A 23,277-nucleotide genomic window follows, 5' to 3' on the forward strand; every position below is an offset into this window, starting at 1 on the left:
ACTCCCCTTCCCTCTCCCCTATTGTGCGGTGCGATTGGTGTGCGGCGTGCCTAACACGCCGCGACTAGCCGTTGCGCACGGCCGTGGCGAATTCCTCACCGCGCACGGCGTAGTTCGCGAACTGATCCATCGAGGCGCACGCGGGCGCGAGCATGACGGTATCGCCTTCACTTGCGAGTTCGCGCGCGGCGGCGACGGCGGCGGCCATGACGCTGCGGTGCGCGGGATCGATGACGCGCACCGGGATTTCGGGGGCCTCGGCTGCGAGGGCACTCGCCAGGGGTTCCTGGTCGACGCCGATGAGCACGGCGGCCTTGAGCTTTGGCCGGACCTCGGCGACGAGTTCCTCGAAGCGCGCCCCCTTGGCCAGTCCCCCGGCGATCCACACGACGCTGCCATCGGCCATACCCGTGAGCGAGGCGCGGGCGGCGTGGGCGTTGGTGGCTTTCGAGTCGTTGATGTAGCGCACGCCGTCGATCTCGGCGATCGTTTCGATCCGGTGGGCGCCGGGCGCGAAGGAGCGCAGGCCCGCGGCGATCGCTTCCGGCGGCACATCGGCGGCGCGGGCCAGGCCCGCGGCGAACAGCGCATCGATGACGACGTGGCCGGGCAGGCTGCCGCCGGGCGCGAGGTGAGCGAGGTCGGCGAGCGTTGCGAGTTCGACGCCTTGGGTGTGGCGCTCCGCGTGGTAGGCGCGATCGACGAGCATATCCTCGACGAGGCCGAGGCCCGCGAGCGGTGGCGTGTCGGTACCAATCGAGATCGCGCGGGCACCCTCGGTGACGTCGGCCTCCTCAACCATCTGGCGGGTTGCGCCGTCGTGGCGGGAATACAGGCAGGCACGCAGCGTGCCGCGGTGCACGCGCGCCTTCGCGGCGGCGTAGGCGGCGGCCGAGCCGTGCCAGTCGAGGTGGTCATCGTCGATATTCAGGCATGCCGAGGCGAGCGCCCGAACCGAGGACGTCGAATGGAGTTGGAAGCTGGAGAGTTCGGCGGGCAGCGCGTCCACGCCGCCGCGGGCGGCGACGAGCACCGCAGGGGTGCCGACATTCCCGATGGCCGGCGCGACGAGGCCCGCGCTGGTGAGGATCGTGCTCGTCATCGTCACCGTCGTCGTTTTGCCGTTCGTGCCGGTGAGCGTGAGCCAGGGCGCGAAGCTGCCGTCGGCCTTCGGGGCCTGCACGCGCCAGGCCAGCTCGATCTCGCTGATAACCTCGACGCCGCGGTCGGCGGCGCGGGCATACAGCGGCGTGTGGGGCGCGATGCCGGGCGAGACGACGACGATATCGCGATCGCCCGTCGCGAGGTCAGCAAAGTCCTCATCGCTCGTGGCGTGGGCGAGACGGCCGGGCAGCTGCTGCTCTGCGGCGGCCTCGATGGCGGCCTCTGAGTGGTCGACGCCGAGCGCGTCGATGCCGAGCGTGCCGAGGACCTCGAGCGCGGCCTTGCCGGAGGCGCCGAGCCCGGCGACGGCGACGCGCGCGCCGGAAAGATCAACGCGGGTGCGGGGCGTGCTAGCCACTGAGTGACACCCACTCCCCATAGAACAGGCCGAGGCCGAGCGCGACGCACAGGCCGGCAATGATCCAGAACCGGATCACGATCGTGACCTCGCCCCAGCCCTTGAGCTCGAAGTGGTGGTGCAGCGGCGCCATCCTGAAGACACGTTTGCCAGTGAGCTTGAACGAGCCGATTTGGATGACGTCGGACATCACGATAATGACGAACAGGCCACCGATGACAACGGCGAGCACCTCGGTGTGGGTGAGGATGGAAAAGCCCGCGACGGCGCCGCCAAGGGCCAGCGAGCCGGTATCGCCCATGAAGATTTGGGCGGGCGAGGCGTTCCACCACAGGAACCCGAAGCACGCGCCCATGAGGGCCGCGCCAAGGATCGCGAGGTCTCGCGGATCGCGCACCTCGTAACACGCCTGGGTGGGCTCTGCCAGGAACTGGCAGGACTGGTTGGACTGCCACATCGCGATGACGGTGTAGGCGGCGAAGACCATGACGGAGGCGCCGGTCGCGAGCCCGTCGAGCCCGTCGGTCAGGTTCACGGCGTTCGACCAGGCCGTAATGAGGAAGTTGGACCAGATGACGAACAGGATCATCCCGAGGACGACGCCGGCGAAGGCGAGGTCGATCGGCGAATCACGCACGAAGGAGATCCGCATCGAGGCGGGCGTGCGGTTGTTTTCGTTCGGGAACAGCAAGACGGCGACGGAAAACGTGATCCCGATGAACGCCTGGCCGAGGATCTTGCCGAGCGGGTTCAGCCCGAGGGAGCGTTCGCGCGAGATCTTGATGTAGTCATCGAGGAAGCCGATGATGCCGAGCCCGATGATGAGGTAGAGCAGCAGCACGGCCGAGACGTTCGGCAGCCGGCCGGCAATGAGGTTCGCGCCGGCGTAACTCAGGACCGTGGTAAGGATGATGACGACGCCGCCCATCGTCGGCGTGCCGCGCTTGGTGAAGTGCGCGGCCGGCCCGTCCTGGCGGATGAACTGTCCATAGTTGCGCTTGACGAGGAACTTGATGAACAGCGGCGTCCCCAACAGGGACAGCACCAGGGCGATGGTGCCTGAGTACAAAATCGCGGTCATGCGCCGGCTTTCTGATCTGCTGCGAGATGATCCGCTACCGACCATAGCCTGGCGCCGTTGGAACCTTTGACTAAGACGACGTCACCGTCACGAAGCTCACCTTCAAGCAGCGCGAGCGCAGCTTCGTTGGTTTCCAGGGCGTCGACGCGAAGTTCGCCGCGAGCTGCCTCACGGGCGCCGCTGGCGATCGCATCGGCTGCGACGGATATCACCCAGTTCAGGCCAGCGGCCGCGGCATGGGAGCCGACCTCGGCGTGCTGGGCTTCGGCCTCGCCCCCCATTTCGAGCATCGTGCCAAGCAGCGCGATGCGGCGCGTGGCCGAGAGCCTAGCGAGCGCATCGATCGCGGCGCGCATCGACTCGGGGTTGGCGTTGTAGGCATCATCGAGGATCGTTACGCCATCGGCGCGCTCGGTCAGCGCCATCCGGTGCGGGCTGATCGTGGCACCCTCGATCGCGCGCGCGGCCCGAGCTAGGTCCAGGCCCAGCGCTGCGACGGCGGACAGCGCCGCCAGCGCATTATTGACGTGATGCACGCCGACGATCGGCAGGCGCACCTCGATGCCGTCGAGACTAAAGCTCGCGCGGCCAAGGGCGTCCTCGCGGATGTCCGCGGCGGCGAGCCCCGGGCGCCCGGCCAGATCACCGCGCGCGGAGAAGTAGCGCACGTGATCGGCCGCAAGGGCGCTGCCATCGGCGTGGGTGGGACGCATCGCGGAAACGCGCGCGTCATCGGCGTTGAGGATGGCGGTGCCGCCGGGGCGGATCGCTGCGACGAGTTCGCTCTTGGCTTTCGCGACGTCGGTAAGCGACCCGAACCCGCCGACGTGGGCGTGGCCGACCATGAGCACGATCGCGATATCGAGCGGCGCAATCGTCGTCAGCCGGGTGAGTTCGCCCGCGGCCGACGCACCCATCTCGGCGACGAGGTAGCGCGTGTCCTCGTCGCAGCGCAGCACTGTCAGCGGCAGGCCGATGTCATTGTTGAAGCTCGCGACGGGCCAGATCGTCGGCGCGAATGCGGACAGCGCCGCCCCGAGCAGGTCCTTCGTCGTCGTCTTGCCGGAGGATCCGGTCACGCCGATGACGCTGATCTCGCCGCGCTCACGCAGGGCCCGCAGCACGTGGGCGGCGAGCGCGCCAAGCGCCTGCACGGTGGAGGCGACGCGCACGTGCGGGACGTCAACGTCTTGCTCACTGAGGATGACAGCGGCGCCGGCATCAGCGGCGCCCGCAACGTAGCGGTGCCCGTCGATGTTCTCGCCCGCGATCGCGACGAAGCAGTCCCCGGGCGCGACCTCGCGCGAATCGGTGACGACCTGGCCGGTAACGCTCGCATCGGCTGCGAGCCCGCCGGCGAGCACTCCCCCGGTTGCCGCCGCAATCTCGGCGGCGCTCAGCGTGATCATGCATCCTCCCGTTGCGTGAGCGCTTCGCGGGCGACGGGCACATCGTTATACGGGTGCATGACGCCCTGAATTTCTTGGTAGGGCTCCGCGCCCTTACCCGTGACGACAACGGTATCGCGCGGCCCCGCGGCAAGGATCGCATCGGTCAGTGCCTGCCGGCGCGTCTCCCCCTCGATGACCCCCGCCATATCCGGGCGCACCTCACGCACGCCGGCCAGGATCGCGGCCCGGATCGCGGCCGGATCCTCGCTGCGCGGATTCTCGTCCGTCACATACAGCCGATCGGCGAGCCGCGCGGCGACCCGCCCCAGGTCCGGGCGCTTGTCGCGATCGCGGTCCCCGTCGGAGCCGAAGACGATCGTCACCTCACCGGGGGTCAGCTCCCGCAGGGTGGAAAGGATCGCCTCGAGCGCTTCGGCGGTGTGGGCATAGTCGACCATGACGAGCGGGTGGCGCTCGCTTCTCGCCCCGACGACCTGCATGCGCCCGGGCGCGGGCGAGACGGTCGCCATCGCGTCGGTCACGTCCTGCCAGTCGATCCCGAGCGTGCGCGCGAGCCCAATCGCCACCATGGCGTTTTGCACCATGATCTGGCTCGATAGCGGCATCTCGATGACGTGGCGGTCCTCGCCCTCGACGACGGTGAAGCGCGTGCCCGCGCCAATCGCGGTGATGTCGGTGGCGATGAGATCGGCCGGCTTGTCGGTGGCGACGGTCAGCACCGGGATCTCGCAGCGCGCCGCGAGCTTCTCGCCCCACTCATCGTCGACACACACGACGGCGCGTTCGGCATATTCGGGCGTAAAGATCATTGCCTTGGCTTCGAAATAGGACTCCATCGTGCCGTGGTAGTCCAGGTGATCATGCTGCAGGTTGATGAACCCGACCGCGGCAAAGCGCACGCCCGCCACGCGCCCCAGGTGGGCGGCATGCGAGGAGACTTCCATCGCGACGGCGGGCACGTGATCCTCCCGCGCGAGGGCCAGCAGCCGGTGCACGACGCTCGCCTCCAGCGTCGTGCGAGGCGAGACCGAGGCCTGCTGGCCAAGGCGCACCTCGACCGTGCCGAACAGGCCCGATTCCCCATGCGCGCGCGCGAGGATTTGCGACAGGATCGTCGACGTCGTCGTCTTGCCGTTGGTGCCCGTCACGCCGATGACCTGCACGTCACGGGCGGGATCGCCATAGACCAGGCGCGCGGCCGTCCCGACGACCGCCCGCGGATCGGCGACCTCGAGCAGCGCGACGCCCGGCGCGTCACCGATGAGGTCGAGCCCCTGCTCGTCGGTGATGATGGCGCGCGCCCCGCCGGCGATCGCCTGCCCGGCGTACTTCGCGCCGTGGGTGGTGAAACCGCCGATCGCGATGAAGGCCTCCCCGGCGCGGGTATCTGCCGAGTCCACCGACACTCCCGTGACCGGCCCCTCGCCGGCATCACGCACGACGCGCGCGCCGATCGCGCTCGCTAGATCCGATACGCTCAGCCCGAAAACGCGCGGGCGGCGGTGCAGCAACTCATCAGTCACGCAGCTAGGTCCTTAGAACTTGAGGTTATTCGTATTCGACGGGGTAAAGCTCCGGGGCCTTACCCGAGGGCGGAATGCCTAGATAGCGTACCGCGAACGTCGCAATCTCCTTAAAGACCGGGGCCGCGACGATGCCGCCCTGGAAGCCGGAGGACGGGTTATAGACGACGACGGAGATCGCGAGGCGCGGGTTATCCGCCGGAATGACGGCGTTAAAGACGCCCGCGGTTTGCGTCAGCGCGCCCGTCGGACCCGCGACCTGCGCGGTACCCGTCTTCGCGGCGACGCGATAGCCGTCGATCGCGGCGCGGATACCGGTGCCGCCGGGCTGGGTGACGCCCTCCATCATCGTGAGCATTTCCTGCGCCGTCTTCTCGCTGATCGCCTCGTGCCGCTCGGGGGTCTCCGCCGCGCGGTAGACGCCCTGCGCGTCGGTCACGCCGGCCACGAGGGTGGGCGCTACCCACTGCCCCTTGTTCGCGATCGCCTGCACGATTCCCGCATTTTGCAGCAGCGTGACGGCGTAGCCTTGGCCGAACATCGTCGTGTATTTTTGCCGGCCATCCCACTTCTCGGGCGGCACGAGGATGCCGGCGCTTTGCCCGGGCATTCCGACGTCGATGACCTGGCCGAGGTTGAACTTCTTGAAGTAGTCGTAACGCACCTGGTCGGTGATCGTCTCGCCGATCTTGACGGTACCCGTGTTGTAGGAGCGCATGAGGATGCCCGCCACCGTGCGCTTTTCGACGCCGTGATCGGCGAAGTCCTTGATGACCTGGCCGTTTGGCGTCGTATAGCGCGACGGGTTTTCGAAGTGCGTTTCGGGCGTGACCTTGCCCTGGTCGATCGCGGTCGCGTACGTCAGGAGTTTGCCGGTAGAGCCCGGCTCGTAGACCGCGGAGATCGAGCGGGCGCCCTGGTTGGCGGCGTCCGACTTCCAGTATTCGTTCGGGTTGACGGTGTCCGAATCGGCGATCGCGAGCACCTTGCCGGTGCCGACCTCCTGGACGATCGCGGCCGCCCAGCTCGCCCCGTAGGTGTCCTTCGCGTTTTGCACCGCCTGCTGGCTGACGTCTTGCAGGTCGCGCAGCAGCGTGAGGTGGACGGTCGAGCCCGGTACGGCGTCGACCTTTTCGTTCAGGCCCGTCGGGATATGCGGGCCACCGATGCCGACCTCCACGCGTTCCTTGCCGGGTATGCCCGTGAGGTCCTCGTCGTAGCTCATCTCCAGACCCGCGGAGGCGACGCCTTCCTTGTTGACGAACCCGATGATGTTGCCGGCCGTCGTGCCGTTGGGGTAGGTGCGAATCGAGCGGAAATCCGGTTCGATGCCATCGATGCGCAGGTCCTTGATTTGGCGCCACTGCGCGGGCGTGAGGTTCTTGGCCAGCACGCGGTAGGTGGAATCGCCGGTGAGCTTGCCGCCGAGTACGGCCGCATCTTCGCCGAGCAGCGGCGCAAGCTGCTTGGCAGCCGCCGCGGGCCCGACGCCGACGATTGTTTTGCCGTCCTCGCCGCGCTGGACGTAGTCGCGCACCTTGATTTGGTTGACGCCGACGTGCACGATCTGCGTGGAAGCGGCAAGCACGTTGCCTTCGGCGTCGACGATGGGGCCCCGCGGCGCGGAGATCTCAAAGGTTTTGGTGCGAAAATCGCGCGCCTGCTCGGCGAGCGCCGGAGCCATGATGATCTGCAGCCAGATGAGTTTGGTGAACCCGGCGAGCAGCGCGACGAGTGTCAGGACGAGGAATTTATTGGACCGGTGCCACCAGGCCTTGACGCGCGCGTAGAGCGAAGTTTGCGACCGTGCCATCGCGCGTCTCCTCTACTGTTGGCCCTCCTGCAGGGCCGTAATCGTGCCTGCCTGCAGGTTCATAATGAACGTCGTCGAGGCCGGAACCATCCCGATCTTGCCCGCGGCACCGCGAAGGTATTCGGGTGAGCCGAGAGTTTCGACCTCAGCTTTCAGTGTCTGTGCTGTTTCGGTTAACTCGACCAACTGGGCGCGCGTGTCGCGAATCTCGTAGGAGGTCACAGCCATCTGAGTGTTGAGCATGAGCGTCAGCCCCATGGCCGTGGCAAGGATTGTGATGAGGAGCGTGAGGAACGGCGCGATGGACCGGCGCAGCGCCGGGGCGCGCACGACCGACAGGCTCGGCCGCTCGATCGTCGTCGTTGTCCGCCGTGGGCGGGCGGCAGTCGCGAGCATGCTCATGTCGTACTCCTAATTTTGCGCACGGCGCGCAGCCGTACCGGGGCCGAACGGGGGTTTGTTTCGAGCTCTCGCTCATCGGCGCGCTCGGCGCCGCGGGTGAGCAATTCCAAGCGGGGCTTGGCGGATTCGGGGATGACGGGCAGGTCGAGCGGCGCCGTGCTCGTGGCGCCGGCGGCGAAGACCTGCTTGACGATGCGGTCCTCCAGCGATTGGTAGGACTCGACGACGAGGACGCCGCCCACATCGAGGGCGTCGATCGCGCGCGGCAGCGCTTCGGCCAGGATCCGCAGCTCGTCGTTGACGGCGACGCGCAGCGCCTGGAAGACGCGCTTGGCGGGGTGGCCGCCGGTGCGCTTGGCGGCTTGCGGGATGCACTCGCGGATGATCGCCACGAGCTCATCGGTCGTGGTCAGTGGCGCCTGCTCGCGGGCCTCGACGATCCGGGCCGCGATCCGGTTGGCGTACTTTTCCTCGCCGTAGGTCCGAAACGTTCGAGTCAGCTCCCCGACGCTCGCGGTTGCGAGGATCGAGGCGGCCGTGACCTCGCTGGTCGGATCCATTCGCATGTCCAGCGGCGCGGATCGCGCATAGGAAAACCCGCGCTCGGCCTCATCGAGCTGCATCGAGGAGACACCCAGGTCCATCAAAATGCCGACGACGGCGAGCCCGGTGCGCTCCCGCATCTGCTCGGCGACGTCGCCGATCTCGTCGTAGGTGGTGTGAAAGGCGTGGAAGCGATCGCCAAAGCGCGCCAGGCGCTCGCTCCCAAGCGCGATGGCGCGGTCATCACGGTCGATTCCCGCGACGACGAGTTCAGGGTTCGCCTCGAGGATCGCCTCGCTGTGGCCGCCAAGGCCCAGCGTCGCGTCGATGATGACACCCTTGGACGATCCGGACAGCAGCTCGACGCAGCGATCGCGCATCACCGGGATGTGCCGCGTCGTGCCCGCCATACTCACGCCCTTTCAGTTTCGAGGTGCTCACAAGAGGTCTGGACCCACTCCGGCTGATCCGGCGACGGGGAAGTTCGCCGGAGCATCGGAGTAAGTCCACGCGTCTTGCTAAAAGACACCGGGAACAATCTCGTCTTCCGTGTCGGAGAATTCGGACTCCTGAGCCGACAGGTAGTCCTGCCATGCCTTGTTGTCCCAAATCTCCACCCGGGTCCCCATGCCGATGACGGCAAGATCCCGACCGAGCCCGGCATAGGAGCGCAGGTTCGCGGGAATGGTGATCCGGCCTTGCTTATCGGGCTGTTCGTCCGCCGCCCCGGACAAGAACACGCGCAGGTACTGCCGCGCCTGCTTGCTCGTCAGGGGTGCCGCGCGCAGCTGCTCGTGGATCTCCTCAAACTCCCGCATCGGAAAGACGTACAGGCATCGTTCCTGTCCGCGGGTGATGACGAGGCCGCCAGCGAGCTGCTCACGGTACTTGGCGGGCAGGATGAGTCGACCCTTGTCGTCCAGCTTCGGTTCATACGTCCCGAGGAACATTCGGATCCACCTCCGTCCTGCCACGAACCGCCGATTAACTCCACAATACTCCACTTTCCTCCACGCGCAAGCGTTATTTGCTTGTTTTGCCTCTTTCTTTCCCGACGACATTCGCGTGATCTCGCGGAAAACCAGCAAGTGGCGGGCAGTGGAGGGATGAGCCACATTCGGGCCGGACGAGGACCCGAAAACGGGCAAGAAAAAACCGCCCGGAGACCGGGCGGCCAGGAGAAGGGAGGGAAGTGGAGGTTAGCGGCCGTCCTTGCGCTGCTCCCAGCGCTCGGCCTGCTTATCCATAAACGAGGAGCCCGACGTAGGCGCCTTCGGCTTGGGGCGCGCTCCCCCGCGGGCGACCCGCCCACCGCGCGTGGGCGACATCGCCCACAGCACCGAGCCGAGCATGACCACAAACCCGAGGACCCCGAGCCAGATCTGGCTGGCAGCAACGCCGCCGATCAACCCGAGCAGGCCGACGATAAAGCCCAAGATGCCAAGCGAGATCCGTTTCGCGTCAAACTGGGGGCGCGCAGAACCCATCTGCTGAGCGAGCTTCGGATCATCCGCCCGAAGATGCTGCTCCATCTCCTTTAAGACGCGCTGCTCATATTCGCTGAGAGCCATGACGTCCTCCTTGGCCTCGCGGCATTGTTTCGGGCTTTTATCGTACGTCGTTAAGGGCCCAATTGCCACTGGGGTTTCACTGCTGATCTAGCAGTCTCGCCGGTCGGATTGCATCGCTGCCGAAGCGGGCCGCAATCTGGTCGGCGACGCTCTCCGCCTTGCGCGCCCGACCATCGTCATCAAGCGCCAATTGCACCCCGCGCGAGCGCTCCTGCAACTGGTCCACCTTCGTGCCGATGAGGCGGATGCCGGAGTCCGGAATGACGATTTTGTCGAGCAGCGCGAGCGCCGCCTGCGCGATCTCGCCGCCCACGTCCGTCCCGACGCCGATCGACACCGAGCGCGTGAGCGTGGAAAAGTCCGCCATCCGCACCTTGATCCCGATGCTCGATCCGAGCAGGCCCGCCGCGCGCAGCCGGCGCGCCAGCCCGTGGGACTGGCCGATGATCGTGCGCTCCAAGACGTCGCGATCGCGCACATCGGTGGCAAACGTTTCCTCGGAGCTGACAGACTTTTCTCGCCGCTCCGGATGAATCCCGCGCACCTCCTCGCCCGCCGCATAGCGACGCAGCGCGGCCGCCTGCGCGCGGCCCAGCCACGCTGCAAGGCGCGCCGGTGGCACCGCCATGAGGTCCGCGACGGTGCGCAGCCCGTAGCGTTCGCACACCTCCGTGCCCTTCGCCCCCACCCCCGGCATCGCCGCCACGGGCAGGCCGTAAAGGAACTCGCGCGTGCGCGCATGAGGAATGAGCATCATCCCATCGGGCTTGGCGAATGTAGAGGCCATCTTCGCCACGTGCGTCACGCTCGCCACCCCCACGCTCGCGGGCACGCCGACCTCCTCGCGCACGCGCGCGCGGATCCATTGTGCGATCTGCGTCGGCGATCCCATGCGCCGCAGCGAGCCCGCCACGTCAATGAAGGCCTCATCGACGCTGACCTGCTCGAGAGTCGGCGAAACCCGGGAGATCACGTCCATCACGCGCGCCGAGACCTCGGAGTAGACCCCCTTTCGGTTCGGCACGACGACAGCCTGCGGGCACAGCCGCCGGGCCCGGCTGATCGGCATCGCGGCGTGCACCCCGAAGGCCCGCGCCTCATACGTCGCACTCGTGACGACGCCCCGGTTGCCCGACCCGCCCACAATGAGCGGCTTTCCCGCCAGTTCGGGACGGTACAGCAGCTCGACGGAGGCGAAAAAGCAGTCCATGTCGACGTGCAGCACCGTGCAGCCGGTATCGTCATCGCCCCAATGGCGGGCAATCGCCGGCCGGATCCCTCGCGACATCGCTGCCACCTCCCTTCCTCGTTAGGCTATCGGCATGGCCCGCACTCGAGCATCCGGCTCTCCCACCGCTTTTCCCGCTGGCACCCTGACGACCTCTACCGGCTCCCTCACCTTCGACGCCGTCACGCCCCGCGCCGCGCTCCTCGTCCTCGACGGGATGGAATCCTCCTACATCGATCTCGACGATCCGACGCACCTGGAATTTGAGTACATGCAGCAGATGGACCTTGCCGCCCGCGTCGCGCTCAGCGACGGCCCCATCCGAGCCCTGCACCTTGGTGGCGCCGGCTGCGCGCTCGCCCGAGCCTGGGCGGCCTCCCGCCCCGGCTCGCGCCAACTCGTCGTCGAATGGGATGCGGTTCTTGCCGAGCTCGCCCGCGAGTTTTGCGACGTGCCGCGCGCGCCCGAGGTGAAGATCCGCGTCGCCGAAGCCCGCGCTGCGCTGCAGCGGTTTCCGGAAGATCGCTGGGATGTCGTCGTGCGCGACACCTTTACCGGCGGCGCCGTGCCCGCCCATATGCGCACCTATGAGGTGGCGCTTTCCGCCTCCCACACCCTCGCCGAGGGCGGGCTGTTCCTCGCTAACCTCACCGACCGTCCGCCGCTAGCCATGGCCCGCAGCGAGGTCGCGACGATCTCGGCGGTATTCCCGCACGTCGCCATGATCATCGACCCGGCAATCCTGCGCGGCCGCCGCTACGGCAACGCCCTCATCGTCGCCGCCAAGGCCCCCTTCGACGTGACCGCCCTCGCCCGGGCCTGCCGCGGCCTGCCGCTGCCCGTCACCGTCGTCGCGGGCGAGAAGCTGCGCGACTTTGCGGGCACGATGCCCGTCCTGCACGACGAGGCCTCGACCGCCCCCTAACAGTTATCCACAGGCCAGGCGTCGGCCCTTGTCGGGTGCGAGAGCGGCCATTAGCGTCGCTTGCATGACAACCGGCACGATGCTCGAGCAGCTGCGCAGCGCACATGACGCGCTCGCCGCTATTGACGCCTCGATGCTCATCGCCGTGAGCGATGCGGAGAAATTGGAGGCCGCTCGCCTAACCCTTGCGATCGAATCGAATCTCGCGGGTCTGCGCGATGATCTGATCGCTGCGGTCGAGGCCGACGAGACGACGCGCCGCGTCACCGGCCAGCCCACCTCCACATGGATTCGCACGACGACAAACTCCACCCAGGGCACCGCGACCCGCCTCGTCAAGCAGGCCACGGCCACCTCCCGCTATCCCGCGCTGCTCGCCGCGCTGCGTGAAGGCAGCATCACCGACGCGCACCGGCACACCGCGCTCACCCAGCTCGAGATCCTCTCCCGCGAGGAGCACGTCATCGCGGATCCGAGCATCCTCGTCGCCGCCGAGCAGGCCCTCATCAACCTCGCTCGCGATCTCGAACCCCGCACCTTCAAGACGGAAGCCGCGCGCCTGACGGAGTCGATTGCCGCGCGCTCGACGAACGATGCGGAAGAGGCCGCCGCCCGCGCGACGGCGCGCGTGCGAGCCGCGCGCTCCCTGTCAATCTCGACGAGCGCTGACGGCCACACGACGTATATCAACGGAACCTTCGCAACGGTCGACGCACTGAACGCCGTCGCGATCCTCAACGCTCGCGCCCAGGCCAAGTTCTCCCAGTCGCGTGATACCGCCGGAGCCTCATCGACGGGGCCGGAGGCCGCGAGTCCAGACCTCACGCGAGACACCTCCCCTGCCACCGTGCGCAAGTTCCTCGCCGACGCCTTTCTGGAGGTCATCACCGACGAGCAGCGCGCGGGTGGCTCCCCGATGCTGGGCGGTGACCGCCCCCGCATCGTCATCACCGCTGACTTCCGTTCCCTACTCGCCGAGTCCTGCCAGCTCCTTGGCATCACCGAGGCCGAACTCGCGCCGCCCGCAGATCTTTTCTCCACCCCTCCCGAGCCCGCCTCCGCGGACCCGGTGAGCGATACTGACCTCGATCGCGACCTGGCCGAGGCTGCAGAAGCGGACCCCATGGCAATATTCGACGCCTGGCCGCCGCTTGTCGACGGCGATATCGCCGACGCCCCGGATTTCGCGCAACCCCTGCCCGGCGAATATGAGGATCCGCCGCCACCGACACAACCATCCACCCCACCACCGGAGTCCATCGCTCCGCAACCGACGTCCCTCGTCCCGCTGCCGCATTCCATCGCGCAGATGCCGCAGGCCATCGCCCCACCACGGCAGGACTACCCGCCACCGTCGTCGCCGGAAGAAAACGTGGCGCGAGCCCGCGCCCGCGCGATGGTCGAGGCCCTGCGCACCACCGCCTCACGCTACTGGCATCGTCGCCTCGATAACGGCCACCACCTCTCGGCGCTGCACCTGCGGCTGCTGGCCTGCGACGCCGAAGTCATGTTCGTCGACCTCGATGAGCACGGCCTGCCGCGCGGCTCCAGCCCCCGCTCCCGCGTCGTCGGCGCCAAACTCCGCCGTGAGCTGGCCATCCGCGATCGCGGCTGCGTCTATCCCGGCTGCACGGTGCCGGCCGCGGGCTGCGAGTCCCACCACATCGAGGCCTGGGCGCTTGGCGGCCCGACGACGATGTCGAACCTCGTCCTGCTGTGCGCCTTCCACCACCGCGAGGTCCAGCACGACGCCGGCGACACCGAGAACTGGCGGATCCGCATGACCGCCGCGGGCCTCCCCGAGCTGATCCCGCCGCTGCGCGTCGATCCGGACCAGCGCCCGGTCATCCACGACCGGTTCAAGCCCTACCGAGGGCCGGCCGCCGACGACGCTACCCCCGTCGGCACCAGCATTGCTGACGACGAGAGCATCGCTGGCGACGAGAGCGTCGCCTAGTTCCTCGATCCCGAGCGCTCAGCTCGCTCGCAGGCTGACGCCTTTCGTCGGCCCTCAGTCCCCTTGCGGGGCCTCGCCCCCGCGCCCGCGCCGCCGAGGCAGGCGCCCACCGCGCGTCACATGCCGCACGATCTGCGGCACCGACATCGGATACACGCCCTCGGTGGCGAGCCGTCGCCGCATGAGCGCGCGCGAGATGACGATCCCCGCAACGCCGATGAGCGCGATCGGCACCATCACCGCGAGCGCTAGCCGGAAGTCATCGTTCGTGTAGTTCTTATCGGGCGCGAGGTAGTCGAGGACGAGGCCGATGCCCCAGACGACGGCGATCGAGGAGATGAAGCCGCCCATGTTCACGAGCCCGCTCGCCGTGCCGTAGTGGTGCGGCGGCAGCGAGGTGCGCGCGATGTCGAAGCCGATGGAGGAGCCTGCCCCGCCGAAGGCAAGCACGATGACGAGCAGGGCCCACAGCCACAGCGGTCGCTGCCCACCCGGAACGAGGACGGCCGCCCACGCGGCCGCGAGCACGCCGATGATGAACAGGACAAGCAGGGCACGCTGCCACGGGTGTCGCACGAGCATCGCGGCGACGGCGGGCCCCGCGATCACGCCGGCGAGCGAGTTCAGGGAGATGAGCGCCGCGGCGGTCGCGGCAGAGTAGCCCTGCCCGACGGTCAACAGCGGCATCCCCCACAGGATGAGGAAGACGTTGGGCGAAAACAGCAGCGTGAAGTGGGTGAAGAACCCGAGCCAGGCACCGGGGTGCGCCGTCACCGAGGACATGATCGTCGCGACGCGATCGCGCGGCGGCGCGGCGGCAGCCCCGCCTCCGGGGGCGTCGCGGATCGCGAGGAAGGCCAGGAGTGCGACGAGCACGCCCGCCGCGGCGAGCGAGATGAAACCGGCGCTCCAGCCGAAGCCGCGGACCGTCGCGAGGAATGGCACCGCGGAGATGATCGGGCCGGCCTGGCCAAGAATCGCCGTCAGCTGCGTCATGAGCGGGATGCGGCGCGCGGGAAACCACGCAGGAATAAGCCGGATGACGGAGACGAAGGCGGTCGCATCTCCGGCGCCGACGAGCACTCGCGCGGCGACGGCCCACCCGTAGCTGGGCGCGACGGCTACGGCGAGTTGACCGGCTGCCAGCAGCAGCGCGCCGCCGCCAAGCATGACTCGCGGCCCGAATCGGTCCAGGGCTAGGCCGACGGGGACCTGGGCGAGCGCGTAGACGCCGAGGTGCACGACGACGAGGGTCGCGAGCGCCCCGGCAGAAATCGAGAACCGGTCGCTTGCGATGACGCCGACGACGCCGAAGCTCGTCCGCCCGGCGATCGCGATGATGTAGACGACGACGGCAGCCAGCCAGACGCGCATCGCCACCGAGGGGCGCGCAGGAACGGTGAAAGGCACGCCCCTATCGTGGCATGACGTGGGCTAGCGGGGCTCCTCGCCCTCAGCATCCGGCCGCGAGTCGGCTTCAGCGTCCTCGCTCGCGGCTACCGCGTCCTCGCCGTTGCTCGGCAGTTCGCCAAAGTGCTCGCGCCTGCGCTCGCCCTCGCGGGCGGACTGCTCGCGAATGAAGTCCGCGAGGAAGGCCTCGGCGGCGGCGCCGATCTCGTCGGCGCTGGGAATGTCGGCGAGGCTCGTCTGGCCCTGTTCGGCGCCCGCCTCCGAGCGCTCGTCGTACTGCGATTCCATCCACCCGAGCATCTGCTCCATGCGCGCATCGCCCTGAAGCTCATTGCTGATCGCAGCCGAGACCTGCAGGGACGCCGCCTCCAGGTCCCCCAGCGGCAACGCAAGGCCCGAGACATCCGAAATCTTGCGGATGAGCTCGGCGGCGGCTTGCGGATAGGGGTTTTGCGCGATGTAGAACGGGATGCCCGCCCCGAAGCCGATCGCGTCGATCCCGGCCTGGCCGAGCTTGTATTCGATCGTTGAGGCCATCGACGCCGGCCACTGAGCGACGCCGTCGACGATCTCCTCATCGGCGCCAAGCCCCTCGCGGTTGGCGTGCTGGATGACGTGCACGGGCCGCGTGTGCGGCACCGTCATCGGGATGGAACGCACACCGATCGCGAGCTCGGCGTCGAACTCCTTGACAATTTCGACGACGTGGCGCGAGAACTTCTCCCAGCCGAGGTCCGGTTCCGGGCCGTGCAGGAGTGCGACCGTGCGGCCCTCGTCATCGCGCAGCACGTCGATCGCGATCTCAACGGGCTGATAGTCGACGAAGCGGTTGCGGTCGAGCGTCACGAGCGGGCGCTGGGAGGAATAGTCGATGAACTGATCGGGATCGAAGGTGAAGACGCGCTCGCCGTGCAGGCTGGTGAGCAGGTTTTGCGCCAGCAAATAGTTTGCTTGGCCGGGCTCACCGCGGCTGCCGAGGGCGTGAATGAAAACATCGGCCTGCGGCGTGGCACGGTGGCGCGTCACGACGCCGTCCTCGAGCGGAAACTCGGTGCGGCCATGCCGCTGGCGGCGCGTCTGGCCCGCACTCTGCTCGTGTTCGCTCATGTTCCACCTCCGAAATAGGTCCTTCTATCTACCCTAACGCGGCCCGAGCGCCGGACATTCCCGCGCTCGCCAAGGTGCGGCGCCCACGCGCCGCCCACCTGCCGCCGCCCGCCTACCTCTTGGCATTCGGCGCGCGGTGGCGGATAATGGAAGGCCGCCATTTTTGCCATGAAAGGCTAGCCTCCGTGCAGACCAACTCTCGCCGCGCCATGAGGGAAATCGAAGTCGAGCAGCGGGCCGTGTCGCGAATTTACGCGCGACTCGATGCCCTGCGCGCCCATTACCGTCACCAGCTCGCCAAGGTGCGGCGCCAAGAGGCCACGGGCAGCGCGCAGGCCCGCGCCGAGCGCGACGCCTTCGCCACGCACTATGAGGACACCCTCGCCCGGCTCGACAACGTCGAAAACCGCCTCGTCTTTGGGCGCCTCGACCTCGCCGACGATACCCGGCTGTACGTCGGGCGGATGGGGATCAGCGACGAGGATCGCAAACCGCTGCTGATCGACTGGCGCGCACCCAACGCCCGTCCGTTCTACCAGGCGACGGCCGCCCACCCGGGTGAGGTCGTCCGCCGCCGCCACATCACCACCCGCGAGCGCACCGTCGTCGATCTGGAAGACGATCTGCTCAACGTCGCCGCCGCCGGCCCGGAGCTCGCCGAAACCCTCACCGGCGAGGGCGCGCTGCTCGCGAGCCTCAGCCAGGCGCGCGATGGCCGGATGACGGATATCGTCGCGACGATCCAGGCCGAGCAGGATGCGATCATTCGCGATCAGCCCGACGGCATCCTCGTCGTGCAGGGCGGGCCGGGCACGGGTAAGACGGCCGTCGCGCTGCACCGCGCCGCCTATCTGCTGTATGCGCACCGCGAGCGGATGGAAAAGCGCGGCGTCCTGCTCGTCGGGCCCTCCTCGATCTTTTTGGACTATATCGACCAGGTGCTGCCCTCCCTCGGCGAGACGAACGTCGTCGCGACGACGATGGGCTCGCTGCTGCCGGGGGTGCGGGCCACCGAGCACGATGAGCTCGACGTCGCCGACGTCAAGGGCTCGCTGTTCATGTCGCGCCTGGCCGAGCGGGCCGTGCGCGGGCTGCAGCGCGTGCCCGAGGAGGACCGCGTGCTCACGATCGAGGGCACGCGCCTGACGCTGAGCCGCGCGCAGATCGCCGAGGCGATGGAGCGCGCCCGCCGCACCGGCGCCCCCCACAATGCCGCCCGCGTGAGCTTCGTGCTGCCGCTGCTCAAGCAGCTCACGAGTGCCTACGCCAAGGCCCGCGGGATGGATGAGAAGGAGGATTACGCCTTCCTGTACGAGGACGTGCGCCAGGCGCGTGATGTGCGCGTCGCCCTGAATCTCGCGTGGATGCCGACAACGCCGCAGGGCCTGCTAGAAAAGCTCTACGCCAACCGCGACGTGCTCGCCGAATACGGCGAGGAGTTCGACGAGCGTGAGCGCGAACTGCTCTACCGCAGCGCGGGCAGCGAGTGGACGATCGAGGACATCCCGATGCTCGACGAGCTCGCCGAGCTGCTCGGCGAACACGAGGGCGCGGCCGCGCGCCAGGAGCGGATCGCGGCCGAACGCCAGGCTCGCGCCGACGTCGAGTTCGCGGCCGAAGCGATCGAGGGCCAGAACCTCGGCGGCGGCATCGTCTCGGCCGAACAGCTCGCCGCGCGCTTTGCCGACCGCGGCCCGCGCCGCACCCTGGCCGAGCGCGCCCGCGCCGATCGCACGTGGGCCTACGGCCACATCGTCGTCGACGAAGCCCAGGAGCTCTCCCCCATGGCGTGGCGTTCGCTGCTGCGGCGCTGCCCCCAGCGCTCGATCACGGCCGTCGGCGATCTCGCCCAGCGCTCCACCGCGGCGCCGGCCTCCTCGTGGCGCGCGATCATGGGCAAAGCCGGTCGCGAGCAGGTGCGCCAGGCCGCGCTCACCGTCTCCTACCGCACCCCGGCAACGATCCTCGACGCGGCAATGCGCGTCCTGCAGGCCTACGCCCCGGGCGATTACATCCCGGTGACGGCCGCGCGCGATGCGGAAAATTCGCTCGCGGACACTCCCGGGCCCTGGCGCGAGATCCTCGCCGACGTCGTCGCCGCGGAGCTGCGCCACATGGGGCCGGGGCGCCTCGCCGTCATCACCCCGCACGGCCTGCGCGAGGAGGCCTTCGAGCTGCTCGCCCCGCAGCTCGGCGGCGCGATGACCAACCCGTCTGGCTCGCTGCTGCGCTCCCCGCTCGTCGTCATGGACCCCACCGAGGTCAAGGGCCTGGAGTTCGACGTCGTCGTGCTCGTGGAGCCCTCCCTCATCGCCGACGATGCCGCGGGCGATATCTACGTCGCGATGACGCGCCCAACGCGCCGGCTGCACGCCGTGCACACCGGCCTGCCCGCGGGCTGGTACGTCTAGCGCCCAAGCCGCTTCCCACTGGGCGGAACTGTGCCGCGCGGCTGCGCCCGCTGCGGCATGCTGGAGGCCATGAAGGCCCTCATGCTCGAAAACCCGCACACCAACGCCGACCCCTTCCTCGCCTCGGCTGGGCTCGCCGTCGCGCGCCATCCCGGCGCACTGCAGGGCGAAGAGCTCATCGAGGCGCTGCAGGGCGTGACCGTCCTTGGCATCCGCTCCAAGACGACGATCACGGCCGAGGTGCTTGATCGCTGCCCCAAGCTGCGCTGCATCGGCGCCTTTTGCATCGGGACGAACCAGATCGATCTGAAGGCGGCCACCTCCAAGGGCGTCGCGGTGTTCAACGCGCCGTTTTCCAACACGCGCTCCGTCGTCGAGCTCGCCATCGCCGAGATCATCGCGCTGCTGCGGCGCCTGACCCAGCGCGACCGCGCCCTGCACGAGGGCCGGTGGGAGAAATCGGCCGCCGGCGCCCACGAGGTGCGCGGCAAGGTGCTCGGCATCGTCGGCTACGGCAACATCGGCGCGCAGTTGTCCGTCGTCGCCGAAGCCCTCGGCATGTCCGTCGTGTTTTACGACAAGGCCGAAAAGCTCGCGCTCGGCAACGCGCGCCGGATGCGCAGCCTGGAAGAATTGCTGCGCACCGCCGATATCGTCACCCTGCACGTCGACGGCGTCAGCTCCAACGCCTCGCTGTTCGGCGCCGAGCAGTTCGCGGCGATGAAGCCCGGCTCGATCTTTTTGAACCTCTCGCGCGGCTTCGTCGTCGATACCTCGGCGCTGCGCGATTACATCATCGAGGGGCATATCGCCGGCGCCGGGATCGACGTGTTTCCCGACGAGCCTGACGCGAACGGCGATCCGTTTACCTCCGAGCTGCGGGGCCTGCCCAACGTCATCCTCACCCCGCACATTGGCGGCTCGACGCTGGAGGCGCAGGTCTCGATCGCGCAGTTCGTCGGCACCCGCATCTCGCGTTACGTGATGGATGGCACGACGAGCATGTCGGTCAACCTGCCGCGGCTCGCGCTCGATCCCAGCCAGGATACGAAATTCCGCCTCACCTACGTCCACCGCAATACGCCGGGCGTGCTCGCGCTCATCAACCAGGCCCTCGCCGAGCACGGGGTGAACATCACCGGCCAGATCCTCGGCACGGCCGCGGAGATCGGCTACGTCATTACCGATATCGCCTCCGATATCGACGACGCCTTTATCGCTGGGATTACGCAACTGCCGGACACGATCCGGCTGCGCATCATCGACCGCAAGGGCGTGACGCTGGCCGCGCATTCCGGGCAGGGCTACCTCTAGCCCGCCCGCGCATCGCCCGCGCATGACCTCGTGCGGTTACGTGGGCGTAGGTTACTCACGCGTAGGTAGAATGGGGGCATGGTTTCCGAGGTCACTGCGCGCTCCCGCGCCCACTATCCCGCCGCCGTTCCTGCCGAGATCGAGGTCCCCGAGCTCGTCCTGCCGGACCTGCTGGATGCCGCGGCGCGCGATTTTCCGGACCGCCTCGCGATCGACTTTATGGGCCGCAAGACGAGCTACGCGAAGCTCGCGGATCGGGTGGAGCGCGCCGCCGGGCTCTTCCATAACCTCGGCGTGCGGCGCGGCGACGTCATTGCGCTCGTCATGCCCAACTGCTCGCAGCACGCCATCGCGATCTTCGCGGCGCTGCGCCTGGGCGCAATCGTCGCCGAACATAATCCGCTCGCCCCGGCCGACGAGATCCAATCGCAGCTCGCGCGCCACGGCGCGAAGGTCGTCATCGCGTGGGAGAAATCGCTCGACGCCGTCTGCCCCGACGGCGATCTGGGCGGGCGCGTCGTCCTCGCGATGGACCTCACGCGCGACCTGCCGCATGTCAGCCGCCGCCTGCTTTCACTGCCGCTGAAGCGCACCCAGGAGCTGAAGGACACCATGCGCGCCCCGATCCCCGCGGGCGTCGGCAGCTTCGTCCACTTCCTCAAGCGCGCCAAACCGATCGGCGACGACGTCGAGCGCCCCAAGCCGGGCGATACCGCCTTCTATTTGCACACCGGTGGCACGACGGGCTCGCCGAAGACGGTGCCGCTGACGCACCGAAACCTCGTCGCGATGGTCGAGGAGGGGCGCGTGTGGCTGCCGCAGTTCGCGCGCGGCACCGAAACCGTGGGCGCGGTGCTGCCCTATTTCCACGCCTTCGGGCTCACGCTATCCCTGTTGTTCGCCGTCCACATGGCCGCGAGCCAGGTCGTCTTCCCGCGCTTTGACGTGGAGATGGTGCTCTCGGCGCAGCGTCGGCGCCCCATGACGTTTCTACCGGGCGTACCGCCGATTTTCGACCGGGTCGAAAAAGAGGCCCGGGCCAAGGGCCGCAGCCTGTCCTCCATCCGGATCGCGCTCGCGGGCGCGATGAGCCTGGACGGGGAGGTGGCGCGCCGCTGGGAGGAGACGACGGGCGGCCTCATCATTGAGGGCTACGGCATGACGGAGGCCTCCCCCGTGCTCGTCGGGAACCCGACCTCGCCGCAGCGCCGGCCCGGCACGCTGGGCATCGCTTTCCCCAATACCGATATCCGCATCGTTGATCAGGAGGATCCGAGCGTCGACGTGGCGCCGGGTGAGAAGGGCGAACTCATCGCGAAGGGCCCGCAGATCTTTGCCGGCTACCTCGACGCGCCGGAAGAAAACGCCGAACTGTTTACCGCCGACGGGTGGTTGCGCACCGGGGACGTCGTCGTGGAGGACGACGGCTTCATCAAGCTCGCGGATCGTCGCAAGGAACTCATCATTTCCGGCGGCTTTAACATCTACCCCTCGCAGGTGGAGGACGCCGTGCGCAATATGCCGGGCGTCGTCGACGTCGCCGTCGTCGGTGTGCCCTCGGGCGCGGTGGGCGAAAAGGTCGTCGCCGCACTCGTGCTGGAGGCCGGCGCCCGCGTCGATCTGGAATCGGTGCGCGCCTGGTGCGATAAGAAGCTCAGCCACTACGCGATCCCGCGGCAGGTCGAGGTGCTCCAGGAGCTGCCGAAGTCGCAGCTGGGTAAGACGCTACGCCGCAAGGTCCGCGAACAGATTATGAGCGCGAGCGAATCGATGAAGGATGCCTCGGACCGGCTGCGCGGCCGCGACGATTCGTAGCGGATGCGCGGCTGCTCAGGCGTCGTCGCGTTCGGCGCGCAGCTCTGCGATCGCGGTTTCGAAGTCCTCGAGCGAGTTGAAGCCGGAGTAGACGGAGGCGAAACGCAGGTAGGCGACTTCGTCCAGTGCCCGCAGCGGGGTGAGGATGGCGCGGCCGACCTCGCCCGCGGGAACGACGGCATTGCCGAGGGCGCGCACGTCGTCTTCGACTTTTTCTGCCAGCAGGGCGAGCTGGTCATTGGTGACGGGGCGGCCCTGGCAAGCCTTGCGCACGCCCGACATGACCTTGTCGCGTGAGAAGGGTTCGGTCACGCCCGAGCGTTTGATGACGGAAAGGCTCGTCGTTTCCATCGTGGTGAAACGCCGCTTGCACGACAGGCATTCGCGGCGGCGCCGAATGGAGGAGCCATCGTCGGCCGTGCGGGAGTCCACGACTTTGGAATCCTCGTGGCGGCAAAACGGGCAGATCATCGCGGGCATCCTCCGGGCAGTGCGCACAATAGTGTGTGCTGACACGCTAGAGCCAAGCGCGAGTTAAGGCAACTTCGGAAGGGTGAGGGCCTGACCGGCCTCGATCGTCGCGGAGTCAAGGCCGTTCAGCGCGATGATGGCCGCGACGTAATCGCGCGTGGCGGCGGCGTTTTCAGTGTGGGCTGCGGCGATCGACCACAGGGACTGGCCGGCCGTGACGGTCACGGTCACGCCCGAGGAGGTGACGGGCGGGTTGAGGGCCGAGGCGATACCGCCCGCGACGCCGATCGTGAGCGCGGCGGCGAGCGTCCAGCCGAGGGCCGCCTTCACGAGCTTGGCGGGCAGGCCGGTGGTGCGGGCCGAGGTGGCGGCGCGTGCGGCGGCGGACGTTGCGGTGGCAGCCGATGCCGGTGCTGCGGGGGCTGCGGCAGGTGCGGCGGCGGAAGCGGCGGCGGGCGCCCCTTGGGGCATGGTGAGGGGCAGTGGGCGCGCGGGAGCCGCGGCCGGCAGCGAGCGGAAGGGCAGCGTCGCTGGACGAGCCGCCTCCACATCTTTGCCGCCCACGAGGCGCAGGCCACGCGTCGGAGCTAATTCGGGAAGCGCTGCGAGGGGAAGAGCAGTCATGTCAGCATTCCTTTCACGAACAGGTGTTCGTCGAACATCTGTTCTCATTGTAGAACGAGTGTGCGGCCAATGTCGAGACACGCTCGAACGAATGTTTGAGTTTCGCCCACCGCGCCTCTACGCTGAAAGCAGTTAACCGCGAAGGTAG

General features: G+C 68.2%; 19 protein-coding genes. 5 read left to right on the plus strand and 14 right to left on the minus strand.

What is annotated here, in order from left to right:
* Positions 1-64 precede the first annotated feature (64 nt).
* The 10 genes from murD to dinB all read right to left on the minus strand — a co-directional run bounded on the left by murD (position 65) and on the right by dinB (position 11,155).
* Entirely contained in the window at positions 65-1,522 is a 1,458-nt protein-coding gene (gene murD, locus MUN85_RS04545; RefSeq protein WP_250505586.1) for a UDP-N-acetylmuramoyl-L-alanine--D-glutamate ligase, read from the minus strand.
* The gene (mraY, locus tag MUN85_RS04550) at positions 1,515-2,603 is read right to left on the minus strand and encodes a phospho-N-acetylmuramoyl-pentapeptide-transferase (RefSeq protein ID WP_250505587.1); all 1,089 of its coding nucleotides are present in this window, start codon (positions 2,601-2,603) and stop codon (positions 1,515-1,517) included. Before mraY ends, murD begins: the two co-directional genes overlap by 8 nt.
* Entirely contained in the window at positions 2,600-4,012 is a 1,413-nt protein-coding gene (locus MUN85_RS04555; protein ID WP_250505588.1) for a UDP-N-acetylmuramoyl-tripeptide--D-alanyl-D-alanine ligase, read from the minus strand. Before MUN85_RS04555 ends, mraY begins: the two co-directional genes overlap by 4 nt.
* On the minus strand, positions 4,009-5,538 hold the full coding sequence (locus MUN85_RS04560; RefSeq protein ID WP_250505589.1) for a UDP-N-acetylmuramoyl-L-alanyl-D-glutamate--2,6-diaminopimelate ligase: 1,530 nt from the start codon (positions 5,536-5,538) through the stop codon (positions 4,009-4,011). The genes MUN85_RS04555 and MUN85_RS04560 overlap by 4 nt, the downstream gene beginning before the upstream one ends.
* A 25-nt stretch (positions 5,539-5,563) precedes the next feature.
* Positions 5,564-7,351, minus strand: a complete 1,788-nt coding sequence (locus MUN85_RS04565) for a peptidoglycan D,D-transpeptidase FtsI family protein (protein ID WP_250505590.1) — start codon at positions 7,349-7,351, stop codon at positions 5,564-5,566.
* Between the two features lie 12 nt (positions 7,352-7,363).
* On the minus strand, positions 7,364-7,753 hold the full coding sequence (ftsL, locus tag MUN85_RS04570; RefSeq protein WP_250505591.1) for a cell division protein FtsL: 390 nt from the start codon (positions 7,751-7,753) through the stop codon (positions 7,364-7,366).
* Positions 7,750-8,706 (minus strand): 16S rRNA (cytosine(1402)-N(4))-methyltransferase RsmH, encoded by a 957-nt coding sequence (gene rsmH / locus MUN85_RS04575; protein WP_250505592.1) that lies wholly within the window; start codon positions 8,704-8,706, stop codon positions 7,750-7,752. The genes ftsL and rsmH overlap by 4 nt, the downstream gene beginning before the upstream one ends.
* A gap of 108 nt (positions 8,707-8,814) precedes the next feature.
* Positions 8,815-9,246, minus strand: coding sequence for a division/cell wall cluster transcriptional repressor MraZ (gene mraZ, locus MUN85_RS04580; RefSeq protein ID WP_250505593.1), 432 nt, complete (start codon positions 9,244-9,246; stop codon positions 8,815-8,817).
* A 249-nt stretch (positions 9,247-9,495) separates the two neighbouring features.
* Positions 9,496-9,867, minus strand: a complete 372-nt coding sequence (locus MUN85_RS04585; RefSeq protein ID WP_092564757.1) for an SCO2097 family morphological protein — start codon at positions 9,865-9,867, stop codon at positions 9,496-9,498.
* A 76-nt stretch (positions 9,868-9,943) separates the two neighbouring features.
* On the minus strand, positions 9,944-11,155 hold the full coding sequence (dinB, locus tag MUN85_RS04590) for a DNA polymerase IV (RefSeq protein ID WP_250505678.1): 1,212 nt from the start codon (positions 11,153-11,155) through the stop codon (positions 9,944-9,946).
* A gap of 34 nt (positions 11,156-11,189) precedes the next feature.
* Here dinB and MUN85_RS04595 point away from each other — a divergent pair, with 34 nt between their 5' ends.
* Together MUN85_RS04595 and MUN85_RS04600 are read left to right on the plus strand one after the other, a co-directional pair.
* Positions 11,190-12,020, plus strand: coding sequence for a spermidine synthase (locus MUN85_RS04595; RefSeq protein ID WP_250505594.1), 831 nt, complete (start codon positions 11,190-11,192; stop codon positions 12,018-12,020).
* A gap of 64 nt (positions 12,021-12,084) precedes the next feature.
* The gene (locus tag MUN85_RS04600; RefSeq protein WP_250505595.1) at positions 12,085-13,977 is read left to right on the plus strand and encodes an HNH endonuclease signature motif containing protein; all 1,893 of its coding nucleotides are present in this window, start codon (positions 12,085-12,087) and stop codon (positions 13,975-13,977) included.
* Between the two features lie 54 nt (positions 13,978-14,031).
* Here the strand turns inward: MUN85_RS04600 and MUN85_RS04605 are convergent, their stop codons facing one another.
* Positions 14,032-15,387, minus strand: a complete 1,356-nt coding sequence (locus MUN85_RS04605) for an MFS transporter (protein ID WP_250505596.1) — start codon at positions 15,385-15,387, stop codon at positions 14,032-14,034.
* A gap of 24 nt (positions 15,388-15,411) precedes the next feature.
* A complete protein-coding gene (locus MUN85_RS04610) occupies positions 15,412-16,494 on the minus strand; it encodes a PAC2 family protein (protein WP_250505597.1) in 1,083 nt (360 codons plus the stop codon).
* Between the two features lie 185 nt (positions 16,495-16,679).
* On the opposite strand from MUN85_RS04610, the gene MUN85_RS04615 reads away from it, so the two are divergent.
* The 3 genes from MUN85_RS04615 (at position 16,680) to MUN85_RS04625 (ending at position 22,034) form a co-directional block, all read left to right on the plus strand.
* Entirely contained in the window at positions 16,680-18,905 is a 2,226-nt protein-coding gene (locus MUN85_RS04615) for a HelD family protein (RefSeq protein ID WP_250505598.1), read from the plus strand.
* Between the two features lie 69 nt (positions 18,906-18,974).
* Positions 18,975-20,219, plus strand: coding sequence for a phosphoglycerate dehydrogenase (gene serA / locus MUN85_RS04620; RefSeq protein WP_250505679.1), 1,245 nt, complete (start codon positions 18,975-18,977; stop codon positions 20,217-20,219).
* A 78-nt stretch (positions 20,220-20,297) separates the two neighbouring features.
* Positions 20,298-22,034 (plus strand): AMP-binding protein, encoded by a 1,737-nt coding sequence (locus tag MUN85_RS04625; RefSeq protein ID WP_250505599.1) that lies wholly within the window; start codon positions 20,298-20,300, stop codon positions 22,032-22,034.
* 15 nt (positions 22,035-22,049) lie between these two features.
* Here the strand turns inward: MUN85_RS04625 and nrdR are convergent, their stop codons facing one another.
* Both nrdR and MUN85_RS04635 read right to left on the minus strand, forming a co-directional pair.
* Positions 22,050-22,505, minus strand: a complete 456-nt coding sequence (gene nrdR, locus MUN85_RS04630; RefSeq protein ID WP_250505680.1) for a transcriptional regulator NrdR — start codon at positions 22,503-22,505, stop codon at positions 22,050-22,052.
* 63 nt (positions 22,506-22,568) lie between these two features.
* Positions 22,569-23,129 carry a LysM peptidoglycan-binding domain-containing protein gene (locus MUN85_RS04635; RefSeq protein WP_250505600.1) on the minus strand — a complete coding sequence of 187 codons (561 nt, stop codon included), beginning with the start codon at positions 23,127-23,129 and terminating at the stop codon, positions 22,569-22,571.
* Positions 23,130-23,277: the final 148 nt, after the last annotated feature.

It is taken from the genome of Bowdeniella massiliensis (assembly GCF_023634005.1).
In the GTDB taxonomy this organism is placed as follows: domain Bacteria; phylum Actinomycetota; class Actinomycetes; order Actinomycetales; family Actinomycetaceae; genus Bowdeniella; species Bowdeniella massiliensis.

Coding starts and splice junctions, on each gene's coding strand:
- serA (WP_250505679.1), top strand. CDS start 18,975: ATGAAGGCCCTCATGCTCGAAAACCCGCACACCAACGCCGACCCCTTC.
- MUN85_RS04600 (WP_250505595.1), top strand. CDS start 12,085: ATGACAACCGGCACGATGCTCGAGCAGCTGCGCAGCGCACATGACGCG.
- MUN85_RS04635 (WP_250505600.1), bottom strand. CDS start 23,129: ATGACTGCTCTTCCCCTCGCAGCGCTTCCCGAATTAGCTCCGACGCGT.
- MUN85_RS04565 (WP_250505590.1), bottom strand. CDS start 7,351: ATGGCACGGTCGCAAACTTCGCTCTACGCGCGCGTCAAGGCCTGGTGG.
- MUN85_RS04625 (WP_250505599.1), top strand. CDS start 20,298: ATGGTTTCCGAGGTCACTGCGCGCTCCCGCGCCCACTATCCCGCCGCC.
- rsmH (WP_250505592.1), bottom strand. CDS start 8,706: ATGGCGGGCACGACGCGGCACATCCCGGTGATGCGCGATCGCTGCGTC.
- mraZ (WP_250505593.1), bottom strand. CDS start 9,246: ATGTTCCTCGGGACGTATGAACCGAAGCTGGACGACAAGGGTCGACTC.
- dinB (WP_250505678.1), bottom strand. CDS start 11,155: ATGTCGCGAGGGATCCGGCCGGCGATTGCCCGCCATTGGGGCGATGAC.
- nrdR (WP_250505680.1), bottom strand. CDS start 22,505: ATGATCTGCCCGTTTTGCCGCCACGAGGATTCCAAAGTCGTGGACTCC.
- MUN85_RS04610 (WP_250505597.1), bottom strand. CDS start 16,494: ATGAGCGAACACGAGCAGAGTGCGGGCCAGACGCGCCGCCAGCGGCAT.
- mraY (WP_250505587.1), bottom strand. CDS start 2,603: ATGACCGCGATTTTGTACTCAGGCACCATCGCCCTGGTGCTGTCCCTG.
- MUN85_RS04585 (WP_092564757.1), bottom strand. CDS start 9,867: ATGGCTCTCAGCGAATATGAGCAGCGCGTCTTAAAGGAGATGGAGCAG.
- MUN85_RS04555 (WP_250505588.1), bottom strand. CDS start 4,012: ATGATCACGCTGAGCGCCGCCGAGATTGCGGCGGCAACCGGGGGAGTG.
- MUN85_RS04595 (WP_250505594.1), top strand. CDS start 11,190: ATGGCCCGCACTCGAGCATCCGGCTCTCCCACCGCTTTTCCCGCTGGC.
- ftsL (WP_250505591.1), bottom strand. CDS start 7,753: ATGAGCATGCTCGCGACTGCCGCCCGCCCACGGCGGACAACGACGACG.